Source organism: Cedecea neteri (genome assembly GCF_000757825.1).
Classification (GTDB): Bacteria; Pseudomonadota; Gammaproteobacteria; order Enterobacterales; family Enterobacteriaceae; genus Cedecea; species Cedecea selenatireducens.
In genome coordinates this window covers 1,922,996-1,938,348 of record NZ_CP009451.1, presented here as the reverse complement: position 1 = coordinate 1,938,348, position 15,353 = coordinate 1,922,996, and the positions used below count along the sequence as shown (strand labels likewise).

General features: G+C 55.1%; 15 protein-coding genes. 10 read left to right on the top strand and 5 right to left on the bottom strand.

The window, feature by feature from the left end; translation table 11 throughout:
• Positions 1 to 4: 4 nt before the first annotated feature.
• The 7 genes from ileS to JT31_RS08805 all read left to right on the top strand — a co-directional run bounded on the left by ileS (position 5) and on the right by JT31_RS08805 (position 7,216).
• A complete protein-coding gene (ileS, locus tag JT31_RS08835; RefSeq protein WP_038475690.1) occupies positions 5 to 2,821 on the top strand; it encodes an isoleucine--tRNA ligase in 2,817 nt (938 codons plus the stop codon).
• Complete coding sequence (gene lspA, locus JT31_RS08830; protein WP_038475688.1) at positions 2,821 to 3,324, top strand: signal peptidase II; 504 nt, start codon at positions 2,821 to 2,823, stop codon at positions 3,322 to 3,324. The genes ileS and lspA overlap by 1 nt, the downstream gene beginning before the upstream one ends.
• A gap of 3 nt (positions 3,325 to 3,327) precedes the next feature.
• Positions 3,328 to 3,798 carry an FKBP-type peptidyl-prolyl cis-trans isomerase gene (fkpB, locus tag JT31_RS08825; protein WP_038475687.1) on the top strand — a complete coding sequence of 157 codons (471 nt, stop codon included), beginning with the start codon at positions 3,328 to 3,330 and terminating at the stop codon, positions 3,796 to 3,798.
• On the top strand, positions 3,779 to 4,729 hold the full coding sequence (ispH, locus tag JT31_RS08820) for a 4-hydroxy-3-methylbut-2-enyl diphosphate reductase (protein ID WP_038475685.1): 951 nt from the start codon (positions 3,779 to 3,781) through the stop codon (positions 4,727 to 4,729). Before fkpB ends, ispH begins: the two co-directional genes overlap by 20 nt.
• Positions 4,730 to 4,800: 71 nt before the next feature.
• The gene (rihC, locus tag JT31_RS08815; RefSeq protein ID WP_038482961.1) at positions 4,801 to 5,718 is read left to right on the top strand and encodes a ribonucleoside hydrolase RihC; all 918 of its coding nucleotides are present in this window, start codon (positions 4,801 to 4,803) and stop codon (positions 5,716 to 5,718) included.
• Positions 5,719 to 5,880: 162 nt separating this feature from the next.
• On the top strand, positions 5,881 to 6,441 hold the full coding sequence (locus tag JT31_RS08810) for a glucose-6-phosphate isomerase family protein (protein ID WP_038475683.1): 561 nt from the start codon (positions 5,881 to 5,883) through the stop codon (positions 6,439 to 6,441).
• A complete protein-coding gene (locus tag JT31_RS08805; RefSeq protein ID WP_038475681.1) occupies positions 6,434 to 7,216 on the top strand; it encodes a glucose-6-phosphate isomerase family protein in 783 nt (260 codons plus the stop codon). Before JT31_RS08810 ends, JT31_RS08805 begins: the two co-directional genes overlap by 8 nt.
• A 36-nt stretch (positions 7,217 to 7,252) precedes the next feature.
• Here the strand turns inward: JT31_RS08805 and JT31_RS08800 are convergent, their stop codons facing one another.
• The 5 genes from JT31_RS08800 to JT31_RS08780 are packed head-to-tail and all read right to left on the bottom strand — an operon-like array spanning position 7,253 to position 11,560.
• A complete protein-coding gene (locus JT31_RS08800; protein WP_038475679.1) occupies positions 7,253 to 8,071 on the bottom strand; it encodes a PTS system mannose/fructose/sorbose family transporter subunit IID in 819 nt (272 codons plus the stop codon).
• Positions 8,071 to 8,865 (bottom strand): PTS mannose/fructose/sorbose/N-acetylgalactosamine transporter subunit IIC, encoded by a 795-nt coding sequence (locus JT31_RS08795; protein WP_038475677.1) that lies wholly within the window; start codon positions 8,863 to 8,865, stop codon positions 8,071 to 8,073. The genes JT31_RS08800 and JT31_RS08795 overlap by 1 nt, the downstream gene beginning before the upstream one ends.
• A gap of 10 nt (positions 8,866 to 8,875) precedes the next feature.
• A complete protein-coding gene (locus JT31_RS08790; protein WP_038475675.1) occupies positions 8,876 to 9,370 on the bottom strand; it encodes a PTS system mannose/fructose/N-acetylgalactosamine-transporter subunit IIB in 495 nt (164 codons plus the stop codon).
• A 9-nt stretch (positions 9,371 to 9,379) separates the two neighbouring features.
• Positions 9,380 to 9,808, bottom strand: coding sequence for a PTS sugar transporter subunit IIA (locus tag JT31_RS08785; RefSeq protein WP_038475673.1), 429 nt, complete (start codon positions 9,806 to 9,808; stop codon positions 9,380 to 9,382).
• 3 nt (positions 9,809 to 9,811) lie between these two features.
• Complete coding sequence (locus JT31_RS08780; protein ID WP_038475671.1) at positions 9,812 to 11,560, bottom strand: class I mannose-6-phosphate isomerase; 1,749 nt, start codon at positions 11,558 to 11,560, stop codon at positions 9,812 to 9,814.
• 195 nt (positions 11,561 to 11,755) lie between these two features.
• On the opposite strand from JT31_RS08780, the gene JT31_RS08775 reads away from it, so the two are divergent.
• The 3 genes from JT31_RS08775 (at position 11,756) to carA (ending at position 15,351) form a co-directional block, all read left to right on the top strand.
• Positions 11,756 to 12,769, top strand: a complete 1,014-nt coding sequence (locus tag JT31_RS08775; RefSeq protein WP_038475669.1) for a LacI family DNA-binding transcriptional regulator — start codon at positions 11,756 to 11,758, stop codon at positions 12,767 to 12,769.
• A gap of 153 nt (positions 12,770 to 12,922) precedes the next feature.
• Positions 12,923 to 13,744: a 4-hydroxy-tetrahydrodipicolinate reductase gene (dapB, locus tag JT31_RS08770; RefSeq protein ID WP_038475667.1), complete on the top strand. Its 822-nt coding sequence runs from the start codon at positions 12,923 to 12,925 to the stop codon at positions 13,742 to 13,744.
• Positions 13,745 to 14,202: 458 nt separating this feature from the next.
• A complete protein-coding gene (carA, locus tag JT31_RS08765) occupies positions 14,203 to 15,351 on the top strand; it encodes a glutamine-hydrolyzing carbamoyl-phosphate synthase small subunit (RefSeq protein WP_038475665.1) in 1,149 nt (382 codons plus the stop codon).
• The last annotated feature ends 2 nt before the right edge of the window (positions 15,352 to 15,353 follow it).

The window sequence follows — 15,353 nt, the reverse complement described above, 5'->3', positions numbered from 1 at the left end:
TCTAATGAGTGACTTTAAATCTACCCTAAATTTGCCTGAAACAGGGTTCCCGATGCGCGGCGACTTAGCCAAGCGCGAGCCGGGTATGCTGGCGCGTTGGAATGATGACGATCTGTACGGCATCATCCGTAATGCGAAAAAAGGCAAAAAAACCTTTATTTTGCATGATGGCCCTCCTTATGCGAACGGTAGCATTCACATTGGTCACTCAGTTAACAAGATTCTGAAAGATATTATCATTAAGTCCAAAGGGCTCTCCGGCTTCGACTCTCCGTACGTGCCGGGCTGGGACTGTCACGGCCTGCCAATCGAGCTGAAAGTTGAGCAACTGATCGGCAAGCCGGGTGAGAAAGTGTCCGCCGCTGAGTTCCGTGCCGCGTGCCGCAAATATGCCGCCGAGCAGGTTAATGGCCAGCGCGAAGACTTCATCCGCCTGGGCGTGCTGGGCGACTGGTCTCGTCCATACCTGACCATGGACTTCGGCACCGAAGCCAACATCATTCGTGCGCTGGGCAAAATCATCGGTAACGGCCACCTGCACAAAGGGGCTAAGCCGGTTCACTGGTGCGTTGACTGCCGTTCCGCGCTGGCGGAAGCGGAAGTCGAGTATTACGACAAAACGTCCCCGTCTATCGACGTGACGTTCAACGCTGTAGATGTCGATGCGGTCAAAGCTAAGTTTGGTGCCTCAGCCGTCAATGGCCCGGTCTCCCTGCTTATCTGGACCACCACGCCGTGGACCCTGCCGGCTAACCGCGCTATCTCCCTGGGCGCTGAGTTTGACTACGTGCTGGTGCAGATTGAAGGCCAGGCGCTGATCGTGGCGAAGGACCTGATGGAAAGCGTGCTGAAGCGCGCTGGCGTGACCGATTACCAGATCCTCGGCACCGTAAAAGGCGCTGAGCTTGAGCTGCTGCGCTTTAAGCATCCGTTCATGGGCTTTGACGTTCCGGCCATTCTTGGCGACCACGTTACCCTGGATGCGGGTACCGGGGCGGTACATACCGCCGGTGGCCACGGCCCGGACGACTACACCATCAGCCAGAAATACGGCCTGGAAATCGCTAACCCGGTTGGCCCGGACGGCAGCTATCTGCCGGGTACCTACGAAGGCCTGGACGGCGTTCAGGTATTCAAAGCTAATGACCTGATCGTGAACATCCTGCGTGATAAAGGCGCTCTGCTGCACGTTGAAAAACTGCTGCACAGCTATCCGCACTGCTGGCGCCACAAAACGCCGATCATCTTCCGTGCAACGCCGCAGTGGTTTATCAGCATGGATCAGAAAGGCCTGCGCGCGCAGTCCCTGAAAGAGATCAAAGGCGTGCAGTGGATCCCTGACTGGGGCCAGGCTCGTATCGAATCCATGGTGGCGAACCGCCCAGACTGGTGTATCTCACGTCAGCGTACCTGGGGCGTGCCGATGTCTCTGTTCGTGCATAAAGACACCGAAGAACTGCACCCACGCTCGCTTGAGCTGATGGAAGAAGTGGCTAAGCGCGTTGAGCAGGACGGCATCCAGGCGTGGTGGGATCTCGACCCGCGCGACATCATGGGTGACGACGCCGACAACTACGTGAAAGTGCCTGATACCCTGGACGTTTGGTTCGACTCCGGTTCAACCAATTACTCCGTGGTCGACGCACGCCCTGAGTTCCACGGCCATTCTGCGGATATGTACCTGGAAGGTTCCGATCAGCATCGCGGCTGGTTCATGTCCTCCCTGATGATCTCCACGGCGATGAAAGGCAAAGCGCCTTACCGCCAGGTACTGACCCACGGCTTCACCGTTGATGGTCAGGGCCGTAAGATGTCCAAGTCTATCGGCAACACCGTTAGCCCGCAGGACGTGATGAACAAGCTCGGCGCGGACATTCTGCGTCTGTGGGTGGCGTCTACCGATTACACCGGTGAAATGGCAGTTTCTGACGAGATTCTGAAACGTTCCGCTGACGCTTATCGTCGTATCCGTAACACCGCGCGCTTCCTGCTGGCAAACCTGAGCGGCTTCAACCCTGAAACCGACATGGTGAAACCAGAAGATATGGTGGTGCTGGATCGCTGGGCCGTTGGCTGCGCGAAAGAAGCTCAGGCGGATATTCTCGCCTCTTACGAAAACTTCGATTTCCACGAAGTGGTGCAGCGTCTGATGCGCTTCTGCTCCGTCGAAATGGGCTCGTTCTACCTCGACATCATCAAGGATCGTCAGTACACCGCGAAGGCCGACAGCGTAGCTCGTCGCAGCTGCCAGACCGCGCTGTATCACATCTCTGAAGCGCTGGTGCGCTGGATGGCGCCGATCATGTCCTTCACCGCCGACGAAATCTGGGGCTTCCTGCCGGGTGCGCGCGAGAAGTATGTGTTCACCGGCGAGTGGTACGAAGGTCTGTTTGGCCTGGCGGAAAGCGAAGGGATGAACAATGAGTTCTGGGATACTCTGCTGACCGTGCGTGGCGAAGTGAACAAGGTCATCGAGCAGGCTCGTGCTGATAAGCGCATCGGCGGTTCTCTGGAAGCGGCAGTCACCCTGTACGCTGACGCTGAGCTGGCGGCGAAGCTGAACAGCCTGAGCGATGAATTGCGATTTGTCCTGTTGACCTCGGCCGCTGCCGTTGCCGATTATGCGCAGGCGAGCGATGACGCTCAGCAGAGCGAAATCCTCAAGGGGCTGAAAGTGGCCCTGCGTAAAGCCGACGGTGAGAAGTGCCCGCGCTGCTGGCATTACACCACCGATATCGGTCAGGTAGCGGAACACGCAGAAATCTGCGGCCGCTGTGTCAGCAACGTAGCCGGCGACGGCGAACAACGTAAGTTTGCTTGATGAAACCAATTTTCTCTACCGGGTTGTGCTGGCTGTGGCTGGTGGTGGTAGTTCTGATTGTGGATCTGGGCAGTAAATATCTGATCCTCCAGCACTTCATGCTGGGGGATACGGTGCCACTGTTCCCGTCCCTGAATTTGCACTACGCCCGTAACTATGGCGCGGCATTTAGCTTCCTGGCCGACAAAGGCGGCTGGCAGCGCTGGTTCTTCGCGGGGATCGCTATCGGTATCTGCGTGGCGCTGGTGTGGATGATGTATCGCGCTAAAGCGAGCCAGAAGCTGAATAACATCGCCTATGCGTTAATCATTGGCGGTGCGCTCGGCAATCTGTTCGATCGCTTGTGGCACGGCTTTGTCGTCGACATGATCGATTTCTACGTTGGCGACTGGCACTTTGCCACCTTCAATCTGGCCGATACCGCAATCTGTATCGGCGCGGCGCTGATTGTGCTGGAGGGCTTCTTTGTCTCCTCCGACAAGCCCGCAAAGCAAAAAGGGTAATCCATGGCTGAGTCCGTACAAACCAACAGCGCGGTGCTGGTGCATTTCACGCTAAAGCTTGAGGATGGCTCCACAGCGGAGTCAACCCGCGCGAACGGTAAGCCTGCGCTGTTCCGCCTTGGGGATGAGACACTGTCCCCTGGCATGGAAGATCAGCTGGTTGGCCTGAAGGCTGGTGATAAAAAAGCGTTCTCGCTGGCACCAGAGTCGGCCTTTGGCATTCCAAGCCCGGATATGATTCAGTACTTTTCGCGCCGTGAGTTTGTCGAGGCGGGCGAACCTGAGCCGGGTGCGATTATGCTTTTTACCGCAATGGATGGCAGCGAAATGCCGGGCGTGGTGCGTGAAGTTAACGGAGATTCGATAACCGTGGACTTTAACCATCCGCTTGCCGGGCAGACTATCCATTTTGATATTGAAGTACTGGAAGTTAATCCGGTACTGGAGGCGTTGAATGCAGATCCTGTTGGCTAATCCCAGAGGCTTTTGTGCTGGGGTCGACCGCGCTATCAGCATTGTCGAAAACGCGCTGCAGATTTACGGCGCGCCAATCTACGTTCGCCACGAAGTTGTGCATAACCGCTACGTGGTGGACAGCCTGCGCGAGCGTGGGGCGATTTTCATCGAGCAGATCAGCGAAGTGCCGGACGGTGCGATCCTGATTTTTTCGGCGCACGGCGTTTCTCAGGCGGTGCGTAACGAAGCCAAAAGCCGCGAGCTGACGGTCTTCGATGCCACCTGTCCGCTGGTGACCAAAGTGCATATGGAAGTGGCGCGTGCCAGCCGTCGCGGCGAAGAGTCGATTCTGATTGGCCATGCCGGCCACCCGGAAGTCGAAGGCACCATGGGTCAGTACAGCAACCCGAAAGGCGGAATGTACCTGGTTGAGTCGCCGGATGATGTCTTGACGCTTGAGGTTAAAGACGAAAGTAATCTGTCGTTTATGACCCAGACCACGCTTTCCGTGGACGATACTTCGGACGTGATTGACGCCCTGCGCAAGCGCTTCCCGAAAATCATCGGCCCGCGTAAAGATGACATTTGCTATGCCACCACTAACCGCCAGGAAGCGGTGCGTGCGCTAGCCAGTGAAGCCGATGTGGTGCTGGTAGTAGGATCTAAAAACTCCTCTAACTCCAACCGCCTTGCCGAACTGGCACAGCGAATGGGGAAGGCGGCCTACCTGATTGATGACGCCGCGGATATCCAGGAATCCTGGGTAAAAGAGGCAAATTGCGTCGGCGTTACCGCCGGGGCTTCTGCGCCGGACGTGCTGGTGCAGAACGTCATTACCCGCCTGCGTGAGCTGGGCGGCAGTGAAGCCCAGGAGCTGACCGGGCGCGAAGAGAACATCGTGTTTGAAGTGCCGCGTGAGCTGCGGGTCGACATCCGTGAAGTAGACTAGCGTCGTCGATTTACGTTTATGAGAAGATGCCAGCTGGTGTATGCCCGCTGGCATTTTTTATGGAGAAAAGCATGACCAGAACCCCGATTATTCTTGATACCGATCCCGGTATCGACGATGCGGTTGCCCTCGCGGCGGCCCTGTTTGCACCCCAGCTGGATTTGAAACTGATCGCCACCGTCGCCGGGAATGTGTCGGTGGAGAAAACCACGCGGAATGCGCTGCAGCTGCTGGAGTTTTGGCAAAAAGATACGCCCGTTGCCAGGGGCGCTTCGGTACCGCTGCTGCGTCCATTGCGGGATGCTGCCTACGTGCACGGCGAATCGGGGATGGAAGGTTATGTCTTTACTGAAACGTCTCGTCATGCGCTGCCGGTGCCCGCATTTCAGGCTATGTACGATTGCCTGATAAACAGCGATGAGCCGGTTACTTTGGTCACCATTGGCCCGCTGACCAACGTCGCTTTGCTGCTGACTCAGTACCCGGAGTGCAAGGCGCGCATTAAGCGTGTGGTCATGATGGGCGGATCTGCGGGGCGAGGGAACTTTACGCCGACCGCCGAATTCAACATCGCTATCGATCCTGAAGCCGCGGCCCGTGTTTTTGAGAGCGGCCTGGAGATAGTCATGTGCGGGCTGGACGTTACCAGCCGGGCCATACTTTCCCCTGAGTACCTGGCTCGCCTGCCAGAGCTGAATCGCACCGGGAAAATGCTGCATGCGCTATTCAGTCATTACCGCAGCGGCAGCATGGAAACCGGGCTGCGAATGCATGATTTGACCGCCATTGCGTGGCTGGTTAAGCCCGAACTGTTTCAAACTTACCCTTGTTTCGTTGCGGTGGAAACGCACGGGACTTATACCAGCGGAACCACGGTTGTGGACCTGGAGCATCGCCTGGAGCGCCCGGCAAACGCTCAGGTTGCGTTGGATATCGACGTTCCCGGTTTTCAGGCGTGGGTCTCTGAGGTGCTGGCGCTGGCGCCTTGAGTGGATGCACTAAACAAGCCAGCATAGGGATATTTCGGTGAAGCTCTGCCTTCCGGTTCCAGGAGTGTGATTGCGTTCGCAAGCTTGTTCATTCGTCTTCAGGTTAATCGATTAATCTGTTAGTGTGTCGATGAAGTTGTTCTCCTCGGGCCGGAGATAAACATGACACTTTCTACTCTCGTGCCACCCCATGTGGCATGGCAAACGGGCGCGCTGAAAAATGGCCCCGTTATCCGCAAAACCACCGATATAGCCGCGCTGGCTGGCGTTTTTGCCGACACAAAAAGCTGGCAACGATGTGAGCCTGGCCAGGCTGTCTATGATGTTGACGTTCTGCAAACTGAAACTTGCGAAGGTGCGCTTTTTACCGGCGTGACTCACGTACACCCAGGCCGGGTTGGCGATGAGTTTTTTATGACTCGTGGCCATTTTCATGCGCGCCGGGAGCAGGGCGAAGTCTATTTCGGCCTGCGCGGCTGCGGATTATTGCTGCTGCAAAACGAACGAGGTGAAGCCCGGGTCGAGATAGTTACCGCCGGATCCGTGCATATCATTCCCGGGTATACAGCGCACCGGCTCATCAATACGGGCGGCGAAATTCTTTCCGCTCTTGCTGTTTGGCCAACGGTTGCCGGGCATGATTACGCCACTCTGTCGGACGGATTTTCCGTCAGGATCAAGACCGACGGCACTGGCTGGCGCGCGGAGGCTAGCCATGACTGACAGCGTAAAAAAATACGGCCTGGATATGCTGATTCATCATCAGCCTATGGGGTTCAGCTATGGCGAAGAAACGCTGGGGCCTTTGCCTGAAATCCGCACGCTGGATCAAATCCGAGCTTCTCTGCGGGATCCTGAATGTACAGGGCCGGAACAGGTGTATGCGATTGCAATGGACGTCGCCCGGATAAGTGATATTGCCGAACTGAAGAAGCGAATGTTGCTTTTTGGCGTGGTGACCTATGCGTCCGGGCGTTTGGGCGAAGAACCCATTCGCAGCCAGGGGCATATTCATCGGGTCAGCGCTCACAGCGGCTGGTCGCCGCCCGAACTGTATGAAATCTGGCAGGGGAAGGCGATTATCTATATGCAGGAGTTTGTGGCCGACGATCCGGGCCGTTGCTTTGCAATATTGGCTGAAGCTGGCGATAAGGTGCTGGTGCCACCCGGCTGGGCCCATGCTACCGTTTCTGCTTCGCCGCACGAGCCTTTAACGTTTGGGGCGTGGTGCGACAGGGAATACGGTTTTGAATATGAGGCGGTGCGGGCCTACAAGGGGCTGGCGTGGTATCCGATTTTGCAGGATGAGCACGTTGCCTGGCAGCATAACCGACATTATATGCCGGGTCGCCTGCACACGACCTCCCCGCGTAAATATCGGGAGTTTGGGATTACAGATGAGCCGCTATATCAGCAATTTGTGGACGATCCGGCTCGTTTTCAGTTTATTTCAAAACCGGGAATGGTTGCCGAGAAGTGGGTGAATTTTCACCCTTGAAAATGTCCCCTCCTCCGTGCGGAGGAGGGGGTAACGTTAAGCTGCAAATAATCCAACCGCGACACCAAGAGCTGCAATAACCAGCAGCATCAACATTGCCTTAACCGGCGACAGGCCGCGTTTTGCCATCAAATACCAGGTCCCCAGTACCACCACCAGCGGTAAAAGCTGCGGGAAAATACCGTCCAGCATTTGCTGTAAATGGATATTCACGCCGTCTTTAGTGATGAACTCCAGCCCGGTGCCTAATTTGACGTAGCTCGCAGCCACGCCGCCCATCACAAATACGCCGAGCAGCGAAAGCGCTTCGCGCAGCCGGTTTGATTTGCTGCTGACCAGCATCTCAACCGACGTTGAGCCCATCCGGTAGCCTTTAAGGAACAGGAACCACGAGCCGGGAACAATGATTGCCAGCCAGGCCACGCAGTAGAACAGCGGTCCAAGAATATTGCCGCCTGCCGCCAGCGCCATCCCGATGCTTAACAGGATAGGAATCAGCATACCGGGAATCATGGAGTCGCCAATCCCTGCGACCGGCCCCATCAGCCCCACTTTCAGGGTGTTGATGGTTTCACCGTCGATAGGTTCTCCGTTGGCGCGTTTCTCTTCCAGACCCAGCACCATGCCGTTAACGATAGCGCCCAGCTGCGGTTCCGTGTTGTAAAACGACGCATGCCGTTTGAGCATCTCCTTACGCTGCTGAAGATCCGGATAAAGCTTTTTCGCCACGGGCAGCATACTCAGGCAAAAGCCGAAGGATTCCAGGCGTTCGAAGCTCATTGAAGAAAGGTTATACATCATCCAGCTGCGCCAGCAGCGGCGCAGATCCTGGCGGGTGAGTTTGCGATCTTCCATCAGAATTCATCCTCGTCATCGGCCGGTTTCGCCGTATTTGCTGGCTGTGGCTCTGGCTTGTAGTTGTAATGGATTAGGGCTAAAAGGCTGCCGACGATAACCAGCGCCACCATATTTAGCTTCAGGAAAACGATGCAGATAAAGCCCACCAGGAAGTAGATCAGCATGCTGTAGTTTTTGATGATTTGCTTCAACAGAATGGCGATGCCTACCGCAGGCAGAATGCCGCCGAGCACGTTCATCGTCGATAGCACGACGTGTGGCAGGCTATCCATAAATCCATTGATGTACTGTGCGCCAAAATAGACGGCGATGAAGGTCGGCACAAAGCGCATCAGGAAGTTGGTGGCCTGGGGCCAGATGGCGCTGTTGAGGTAAATACCGCGCTCATCACCTTTCTCCAGTGCAATGTCCGCCCGATGGTTCCACCACGAGTTCAGCACCAGCATGGCGTTAAACAGTACCGTGCCCGCAATGCCGATGGTCGCGGCAAGCGCTACGGCCACTTCCGGCCCTTTATTCGATAAGATCCCCAGCGCAATCGCCGGGAAGGCGACAAAGTTAAGGTCTGCCGGCATCGATCCTCCGGGGGTTACCATCGCAATGTAGACCGCCTGCACGGCCACGCCGATGATAATCCCGGTTTGCACATCGCCAAGGATAAACCCCACCAGCATGCCTGAAACCAGCGGGCGGGTAATCAGATACCAGCCGCCGGTGAGCCCGAGCAGCCAGGGGCTGCTGAGCGCACCGAGGTAACAGAGAATGCCGATTAACGCAGCTTCAAAAGCCATGATGCACTCCTTATTTTATTTTTTGACGGGCGTCCTGCCAGCTATAGCAGCTTGCGTCCGGCACCAGGCGAAACTCAATCTGATGCCCACGCTCTGCCAGATAGTCGAATGCCGAAGCTTCTTCTCCGCTGACCGCCTGGTTTGGCCCAATAGTGGTGGTGTTGGCGCGGGCGCTCATCGGCCCAACGTTAATTTTACGGTTAGCGTTTTGCAGGCTGACGCCCGCCTGCTCGATGCGCTGAAGCGTGACCGGTGACTTGCCAATCACGAAATAGCGCTTTTCGCTGGCGATGATTTTCGGCAGCTTCTCAATGGCGGTGGCGGTATCGAACAGCCAGACTTTGGTATCCTGTACCGCGCCTTTCATCACTGAGGAAAGCAGCGGATCGGCTGCGACGGCGTCATCAATGGCCACGATACCGTCACAGGGCAGCTCTTTTGCCCATCGGGTGATCAACTGACCGTGGATCACCCGGTCGTCAATCCGTACAAATGAAATACTCATCTTGCCCCCTTAAAAATCATCAGATTGCTGGGTTTCAACCAGGCGAGCCTGAACAACCGCATCTTTCGTTTGCTCAAGCAGTACGGCGGCGGCTTGTTCTACGTCGGTGAGTGTTTTTTGCTCGTCGCTGAGTAACAGCATCGGGAAGTTAACGCCGCCCAGCACCGCGATTGGCGGTGTCGTTGAGGGAGCGAATGCATGATGGCAGGCAACATTCCACGGCGTACCGCTCTGTAAATCGCACAGCACCAGTACGCCGTCAGCACCTTTGCTTGCTTGCTGAAGCACGCCAGCAAACTCATCCTGGAAGCCGTTGATGCCCTTGGTTTCGCTCAACATAACCGGAAAAACGTGCGGCAGTTCGCCGTAGACCATGCGTGCGGTTGCCAGCATCGCCTCCGCCAGCGGACCGTGTGTTGCAAGAATGACGTTAATCATGATTTATCCCCTTACCCAGGCTTTCATCGTGGCGAGCTGCTGCCCGACGCCCTCGCCATAAGGTGAGATTCGATATTCGCCCACGGCGGCCGGAACGATGAATGTTTCCGCATAATGAACAACAAACGGTTCAAAGGCGTGAGTTGGGCTTTCCACCACCGCTTCGCTGCCCTCCACCAGATTAAGCACGTTCACGCCACCGTGAGTGTGGTGCGTAACCGGCTTGCTGAACCAGTGGCGCCGGGTTTCAATAAACTCACGCTCATGAAGCCCGGTTCGTTCTTCGTGCCAGCCATCTCCCTCGGCTATTGGCTCGAAATGGTTTATCAGATGCTGTTCGACCCAGCGCGTATCCCTCTGCCAGTCGATAACTTGAGCACCGTGTTCCAGATGCACGGGGCGCGGTAAACCATCCAGCCCCAATCGGCCCCAGTCCCACAGTTTGAAGGTGAAGATGTAAGGCGTGGCGCTGATTTCCAGCACCATAGCGCCTGAGCCAGAACAGTGAACGGTACCCGCAGGGATCAGGAAATGGTCGTGCTTGTGCGCCGGGAAACGATTAACAAATTTCTCGTCATCAAAGGTCTTTTCACCGCGCTGAGCGGCGGCAAGATCGTCCAGCATTTCCTGCGGGTTGATGCCAGTTTTGGTCCCCAGATAGACCTCTGCTCCCGGCTCGGCTTCCAGCAGGTAGTAGCTTTCATCCTGGGTGTAATGCATGCCGAAATGCTGTTGGATGTACTCGGTCAGCGGATGAACCTGAAAGCTGAGATTCTGACCGCCGACGGTATCCAGAAAATCAAAGCGGATCGGGAACTCTGCGCCAAAACGAGCATGAACTTTTTCGCCAAGCAGCGGGCGAGGGTAGAGCAGCACCAGATCCTGAGAGGGGATCTCGATCCGCACGTCACCGATACGCAGTAACAGGCTGTTTTCCTCGGGCACACAGTCAAAACACCATGCGTAGTTTGGCTTCGAGGGATCGAGATCGAATTTTTCCTTCATCCACTGTCCGCCCCAGACTCCAGGGTCGAAGAAGGGCACGACGCGGAAAGGCTGCCGGGTTGTTTGCTGTAACGCGTGGCGCAGTGCCTCGCCCGTCACCAGGGCTGGGGAATCCTTCTGATTGGTATCCAACAGAAAATTCGCGCGTTTCAGCAATGGCGTTTTATGGCGGTCGAACACGCGCCATTCAATAAAGAAGGCGCGTTTGTAGCGGCGCAGTATATCTTCCTGCTGATCCTCCGTTCCCCAGTTGCCCAGCTCGCCGCTTCGGAAACGCTGCTGGATCTCCCAGCGCGCCAGGTCGGCATACACCAGCACATCACCTTCATGAACCAGCGCGGCACCGGAGCCATAAACCACCGCCAGGCCAGCATCCATTTCCTCTATTTCATGCTGCATCTGCGCCAGCTTCTCAGCGTCGAAAAACTCGATAAGCTGGTGGCAGGAGAGGACGCCAAAAACGCGATCGTCGGTCAGATTTCCGGCCAGCAGGTCATGCAGATGCTGCTCGCTGTGGCGTGCCTCTTCGACATTAATGACTCTTGCCGGACATAGCTCATCAATGAGCTGTGGGCGTAACTCGTCCAGGCGTACACCTGGATAACAATCGATCACCAGCACGGTTTTTCCGCTTTGAGAAAGCGTCGACTTTACCGCCTGGGCGATCGCCTCCCAGCCCTGGCAGGCGTGGCCGGCATACTCAGCAACCTGGACTTCAGGAAATTTGTTATACGCTGCCTGTTTCATAAGTACTCCCTGTTTTCATTTAAAATAAGATTAATCGATTAACCTTTTTTGAACAGAGTGGTAAACATGATTAACCCGCCATTTTTCGCAATGATGAGGATTTTTACCGGCTATCTGTGATGGCTTTCACATAGAAAGATGCAAGTTTCAGGTTATTCGATTAATCTTTGCTGATATTGATTTCAAGGAGGGCCGATGACTTCTGTAACTCTTGCTCAGGTCGCTGAGCGGGCGGGTGTCTCAACCGCAACCGTATCGATGGTGCTACGAAATCGTGGGCGTATTTCAGATGCCACCCGGCAGCGGGTATTACTCACGCTGGATGAGATGGGGTATGTGTATAACCAGACCGCCGCCAATTTGCGTAACAGAACCAGTAATCAGGTGGGGCTGCTACTGCATGATATTACCAACCCTTTTTATGGTGAAATGACCGCCGGGCTAAGCCATGAGATGGAGCGTCACGATCTGCTGCTTTTTCTGGCAAACAGCGAAGAATCCTGCGCACGCCAGCAGAAATTTGTCGACTCTCTGATGCGCAATAATGCCTGCGGCATGGTGCTTTGCGGCGCGAGAGAGACTCCGCCGCTGTTCTTTGAAACGCTGAGAAGAAGAAACATCCCAGCGATTATGGTGGTTCGTCCCTTTGAGGATGTCGATTTCGACTTCGTTGGCACCGATAATTTCCTGGGAACCCAGTTGGCTACTCAGCATTTGTTACGCCTCGGGCATAGGCATATTGCTTTTATCGGCGGGAGCAACGGCTCTACCAGCCGGGCACAGCGTATCGGCGGGTATACCAGCAAGCTGCTGGAACACAATATTCAGCCTGAAAGCGAATGGATTGTGGCCTCGCAGGCCTCTCAAAGTGACGGCGCCAGAGTCGCAGAAGGGCTTTTTACCCGTTTCCCGCAGATCACCGCGGCGGTGTGTTACCAGGATATTGTCGCCCTGGGCGTGATGCAGACGCTGCGCAAGATGGGGCGTGTTGTCGGAAAAGATTTTGCGCTCGTTGGGTTCGATGACGTGACCGAAGCATCGCTGGTACAGCCTGCGCTTACCACGGTCTCTGTCGCCGCTAAAGAGATTGGCCGCAAAGCAGGAGAGCTGCTTTATAGCCGAATTCAGGGAAACGATGAGCCGGCAAAAAGAATTATTTTGCCGCCGACGCTTATCGTCCGCGAGTCATGCGGTTTTAGTCAGAATTAAGCCTTATTAATTAAATGGTTTTAATGTCCGTTATTGATAACTGACGGGCCATGACAGTAAATTCTAATTATGGGTGTTTTCGGCTGGCGGCCCGGCAGCGGGCTGGTTAACCTGAGAGCGTTTCTACGAATTATTTAACCAAAGAGTAATGATATGCATGATGCACAGATTCGCGTAGCCATCGCGGGAGCGGGCGGCCGTATGGGGCGCCAGTTAATTCAGGCGGCTCTGCAGCTGGACGGCGTCCAGCTTGGCGCTGCGCTTGAGCGCCCGGGATCTTCTCTGGTCGGCAGCGACGCGGGTGAACTGGCCGGTGCGGCTAAAACCGGCGTGCTGGTGAGCGATAGCCTGGACGCGGTAGCTAATGATTTCGACGTCTTTATTGATTTTACCCGCCCGGAAGGGACGCTGGCTCACCTCGCATTTTGCCTCAAGCATGGCAAAGGCATGGTTATCGGCACGACGGGTTTTGATGATGCCGGCAAGCAGGCTATTAACGATGCGGCGCGTGAGATCCCGATTGTCTTCGCGGCGAACTTTAGCGTGGGCGTGAACGTGATGCTGAAGCTGCTCGAGAAAGCGGCCAGGGTCATGGGCGATTACACCGATATCGAAATCATTGAGGCGCATCACCGTTACAAAGTGGACGCTCCCTCCGGCACCGCGCTGGCAATGGGCGAGGCTATTGCCCAGGCGATGGACAAAGATCTCAAAGACTGCGCGGTTTACTCTCGGGAAGGGCATACCGGTGAGCGAGTGCCTGGCACAATTGGTTTTGCTACCGTGCGTGCGGGCGACATTGTCGGGGAGCATACCGCGATGTTTGCAGATATTGGGGAGCGCGTTGAGATTACCCATAAGGCTTCAAGCCGCATGACCTTTGCTAATGGCGCGGTTCGTTCCGCTTCGTGGCTTAAAGGTAAAAAGAACGGTATTTTTGATATGAGAGACGTGCTTGATCTCAATAATTTGTAGTTAAACCTATCCTTATAAATGTGGTTGTTTGTTTTTAATTGATTGATTTTAGGGTGATTTATATCACCCTTTTGTTTTTATAAGCTACTTGCTTCTTAAGTGTTTATTTATGCTTAAAATTAGCGGTTATCTCTCTTTTTTGTGTTGTTGTAATGTTAATTTTGACCATCTGGTCTACTTTTTCACTGCTATCCCATCACTTTTCCACTATTCATAGCCGGCAACCGATTACTTTTCCCTGGTTAGCTGGTTATTTTGACCCTCGAATCAGATATTTTTACTCTGAGCGGCGAAATAGACATAAAAACTTCGTCTTAAGGTAGACTTTCGACCGGCTTGTCTCTAGAATGCCGCCGTTTGCCAAAAATCCGTAGGGCAGACGCTTTTTGCATTTGATTCAGTCGTTAGTTTTGAATTAATATGCGAATAAATTGAATGTTTATTCCCTGGAGGACGTTTTGATTAAGTCAGCGCTGTTGGTTCTGGAAGACGGAACCCAATTCCACGGTCGGGCCATTGGGGCATCGGGTACGGCAGTGGGTGAAGTCGTTTTCAATACCTCATTGACCGGTTATCAAGAAATCCTCACTGATCCTTCCTACTCCCGCCAGATCGTCACTCTTACTTATCCTCATATCGGCAATGTCGGCACCAATGAAGCCGACGAAGAATCCTCCCAGGTCCATGCGCAAGGCCTCGTCATTCGTGACCTGCCGCTGATTGCCAGCAACTTCAGAAGCACCGAAGACCTTTCTTCTTACCTTAAGCGCCATAACATTGTGGCCATTGCCGATATCGATACCCGCAAGCTGACCCGCCTGCTGCGTGAAAAAGGCGCTCAGAACGGCTGCATTATCGCGGGCGATAACGTAGACGCGGCCCTGGCGCTGGAAAAAGCGAAAGCGTTCCCTGGCCTGAACGGCATGGACCTCGCCAAAGAAGTGACGACCAAAGAAGCTTACACCTGGCAGCAGGGGAGCTGGACCCTTGAAGGCAATCTGCCGGAAGCGGCAAAAGCAGAAGATTTACCTTTCCACGTAGTGGCTTATGACTACGGCGCAAAACGCAATATTCTGCGCATGTTAGTCGACAGAGGCTGCCGCCTGACGGTTGTTCCGGCACAAACGCCGGCGGAAGAAGTGTTGAAGATGAACCCGGATGGCATCTTCCTTTCTAACGGCCCTGGCGACCCGGCACCTTGCGACTACGCCATTAGCGCAATCAAATCCTTCCTGGAGACAGACATTCCTGTCTTTGGGATTTGCCTCGGCCACCAGCTGCTGGCGCTGGCGAGCGGCGCTAACACCGTGAAGATGAAGTTTGGTCACCACGGCGGTAACCACCCGGTGAAAGACCTGGATAAAGACTGCGTGATGATCACCGCCCAGAACCACGGTTTTGCGGTGGATGAGACGACGCTGCCTGCCAACCTGCGTGTAACGCACAAATCTCTGTTCGATGGCACCCTTCAGGGCATCCATCGCACCGATAAAGCCGCGTTCAGCTTCCAGGGCCACCCTGAAGCCAGCCCGGGGCCGCACGATGCCGCGCCGCTGTTCGACCACTTTATCGAACTTATCGAGCAATACCGTAACACCGCTAAATAATC

Coding starts and splice junctions, on each gene's coding strand:
- ileS (WP_038475690.1), top strand. CDS start 5: ATGAGTGACTTTAAATCTACCCTAAATTTGCCTGAAACAGGGTTCCCG.
- lspA (WP_038475688.1), top strand. CDS start 2,821: ATGAAACCAATTTTCTCTACCGGGTTGTGCTGGCTGTGGCTGGTGGTG.
- fkpB (WP_038475687.1), top strand. CDS start 3,328: ATGGCTGAGTCCGTACAAACCAACAGCGCGGTGCTGGTGCATTTCACG.
- ispH (WP_038475685.1), top strand. CDS start 3,779: ATGCAGATCCTGTTGGCTAATCCCAGAGGCTTTTGTGCTGGGGTCGAC.
- rihC (WP_038482961.1), top strand. CDS start 4,801: ATGACCAGAACCCCGATTATTCTTGATACCGATCCCGGTATCGACGAT.
- JT31_RS08810 (WP_038475683.1), top strand. CDS start 5,881: ATGACACTTTCTACTCTCGTGCCACCCCATGTGGCATGGCAAACGGGC.
- JT31_RS08805 (WP_038475681.1), top strand. CDS start 6,434: ATGACTGACAGCGTAAAAAAATACGGCCTGGATATGCTGATTCATCAT.
- JT31_RS08800 (WP_038475679.1), bottom strand. CDS start 8,071: ATGGAAGATCGCAAACTCACCCGCCAGGATCTGCGCCGCTGCTGGCGC.
- JT31_RS08795 (WP_038475677.1), bottom strand. CDS start 8,865: ATGGCTTTTGAAGCTGCGTTAATCGGCATTCTCTGTTACCTCGGTGCG.
- JT31_RS08790 (WP_038475675.1), bottom strand. CDS start 9,370: ATGAGTATTTCATTTGTACGGATTGACGACCGGGTGATCCACGGTCAG.
- JT31_RS08785 (WP_038475673.1), bottom strand. CDS start 9,808: ATGATTAACGTCATTCTTGCAACACACGGTCCGCTGGCGGAGGCGATG.
- JT31_RS08780 (WP_038475671.1), bottom strand. CDS start 11,560: ATGAAACAGGCAGCGTATAACAAATTTCCTGAAGTCCAGGTTGCTGAG.
- JT31_RS08775 (WP_038475669.1), top strand. CDS start 11,756: ATGACTTCTGTAACTCTTGCTCAGGTCGCTGAGCGGGCGGGTGTCTCA.
- dapB (WP_038475667.1), top strand. CDS start 12,923: ATGCATGATGCACAGATTCGCGTAGCCATCGCGGGAGCGGGCGGCCGT.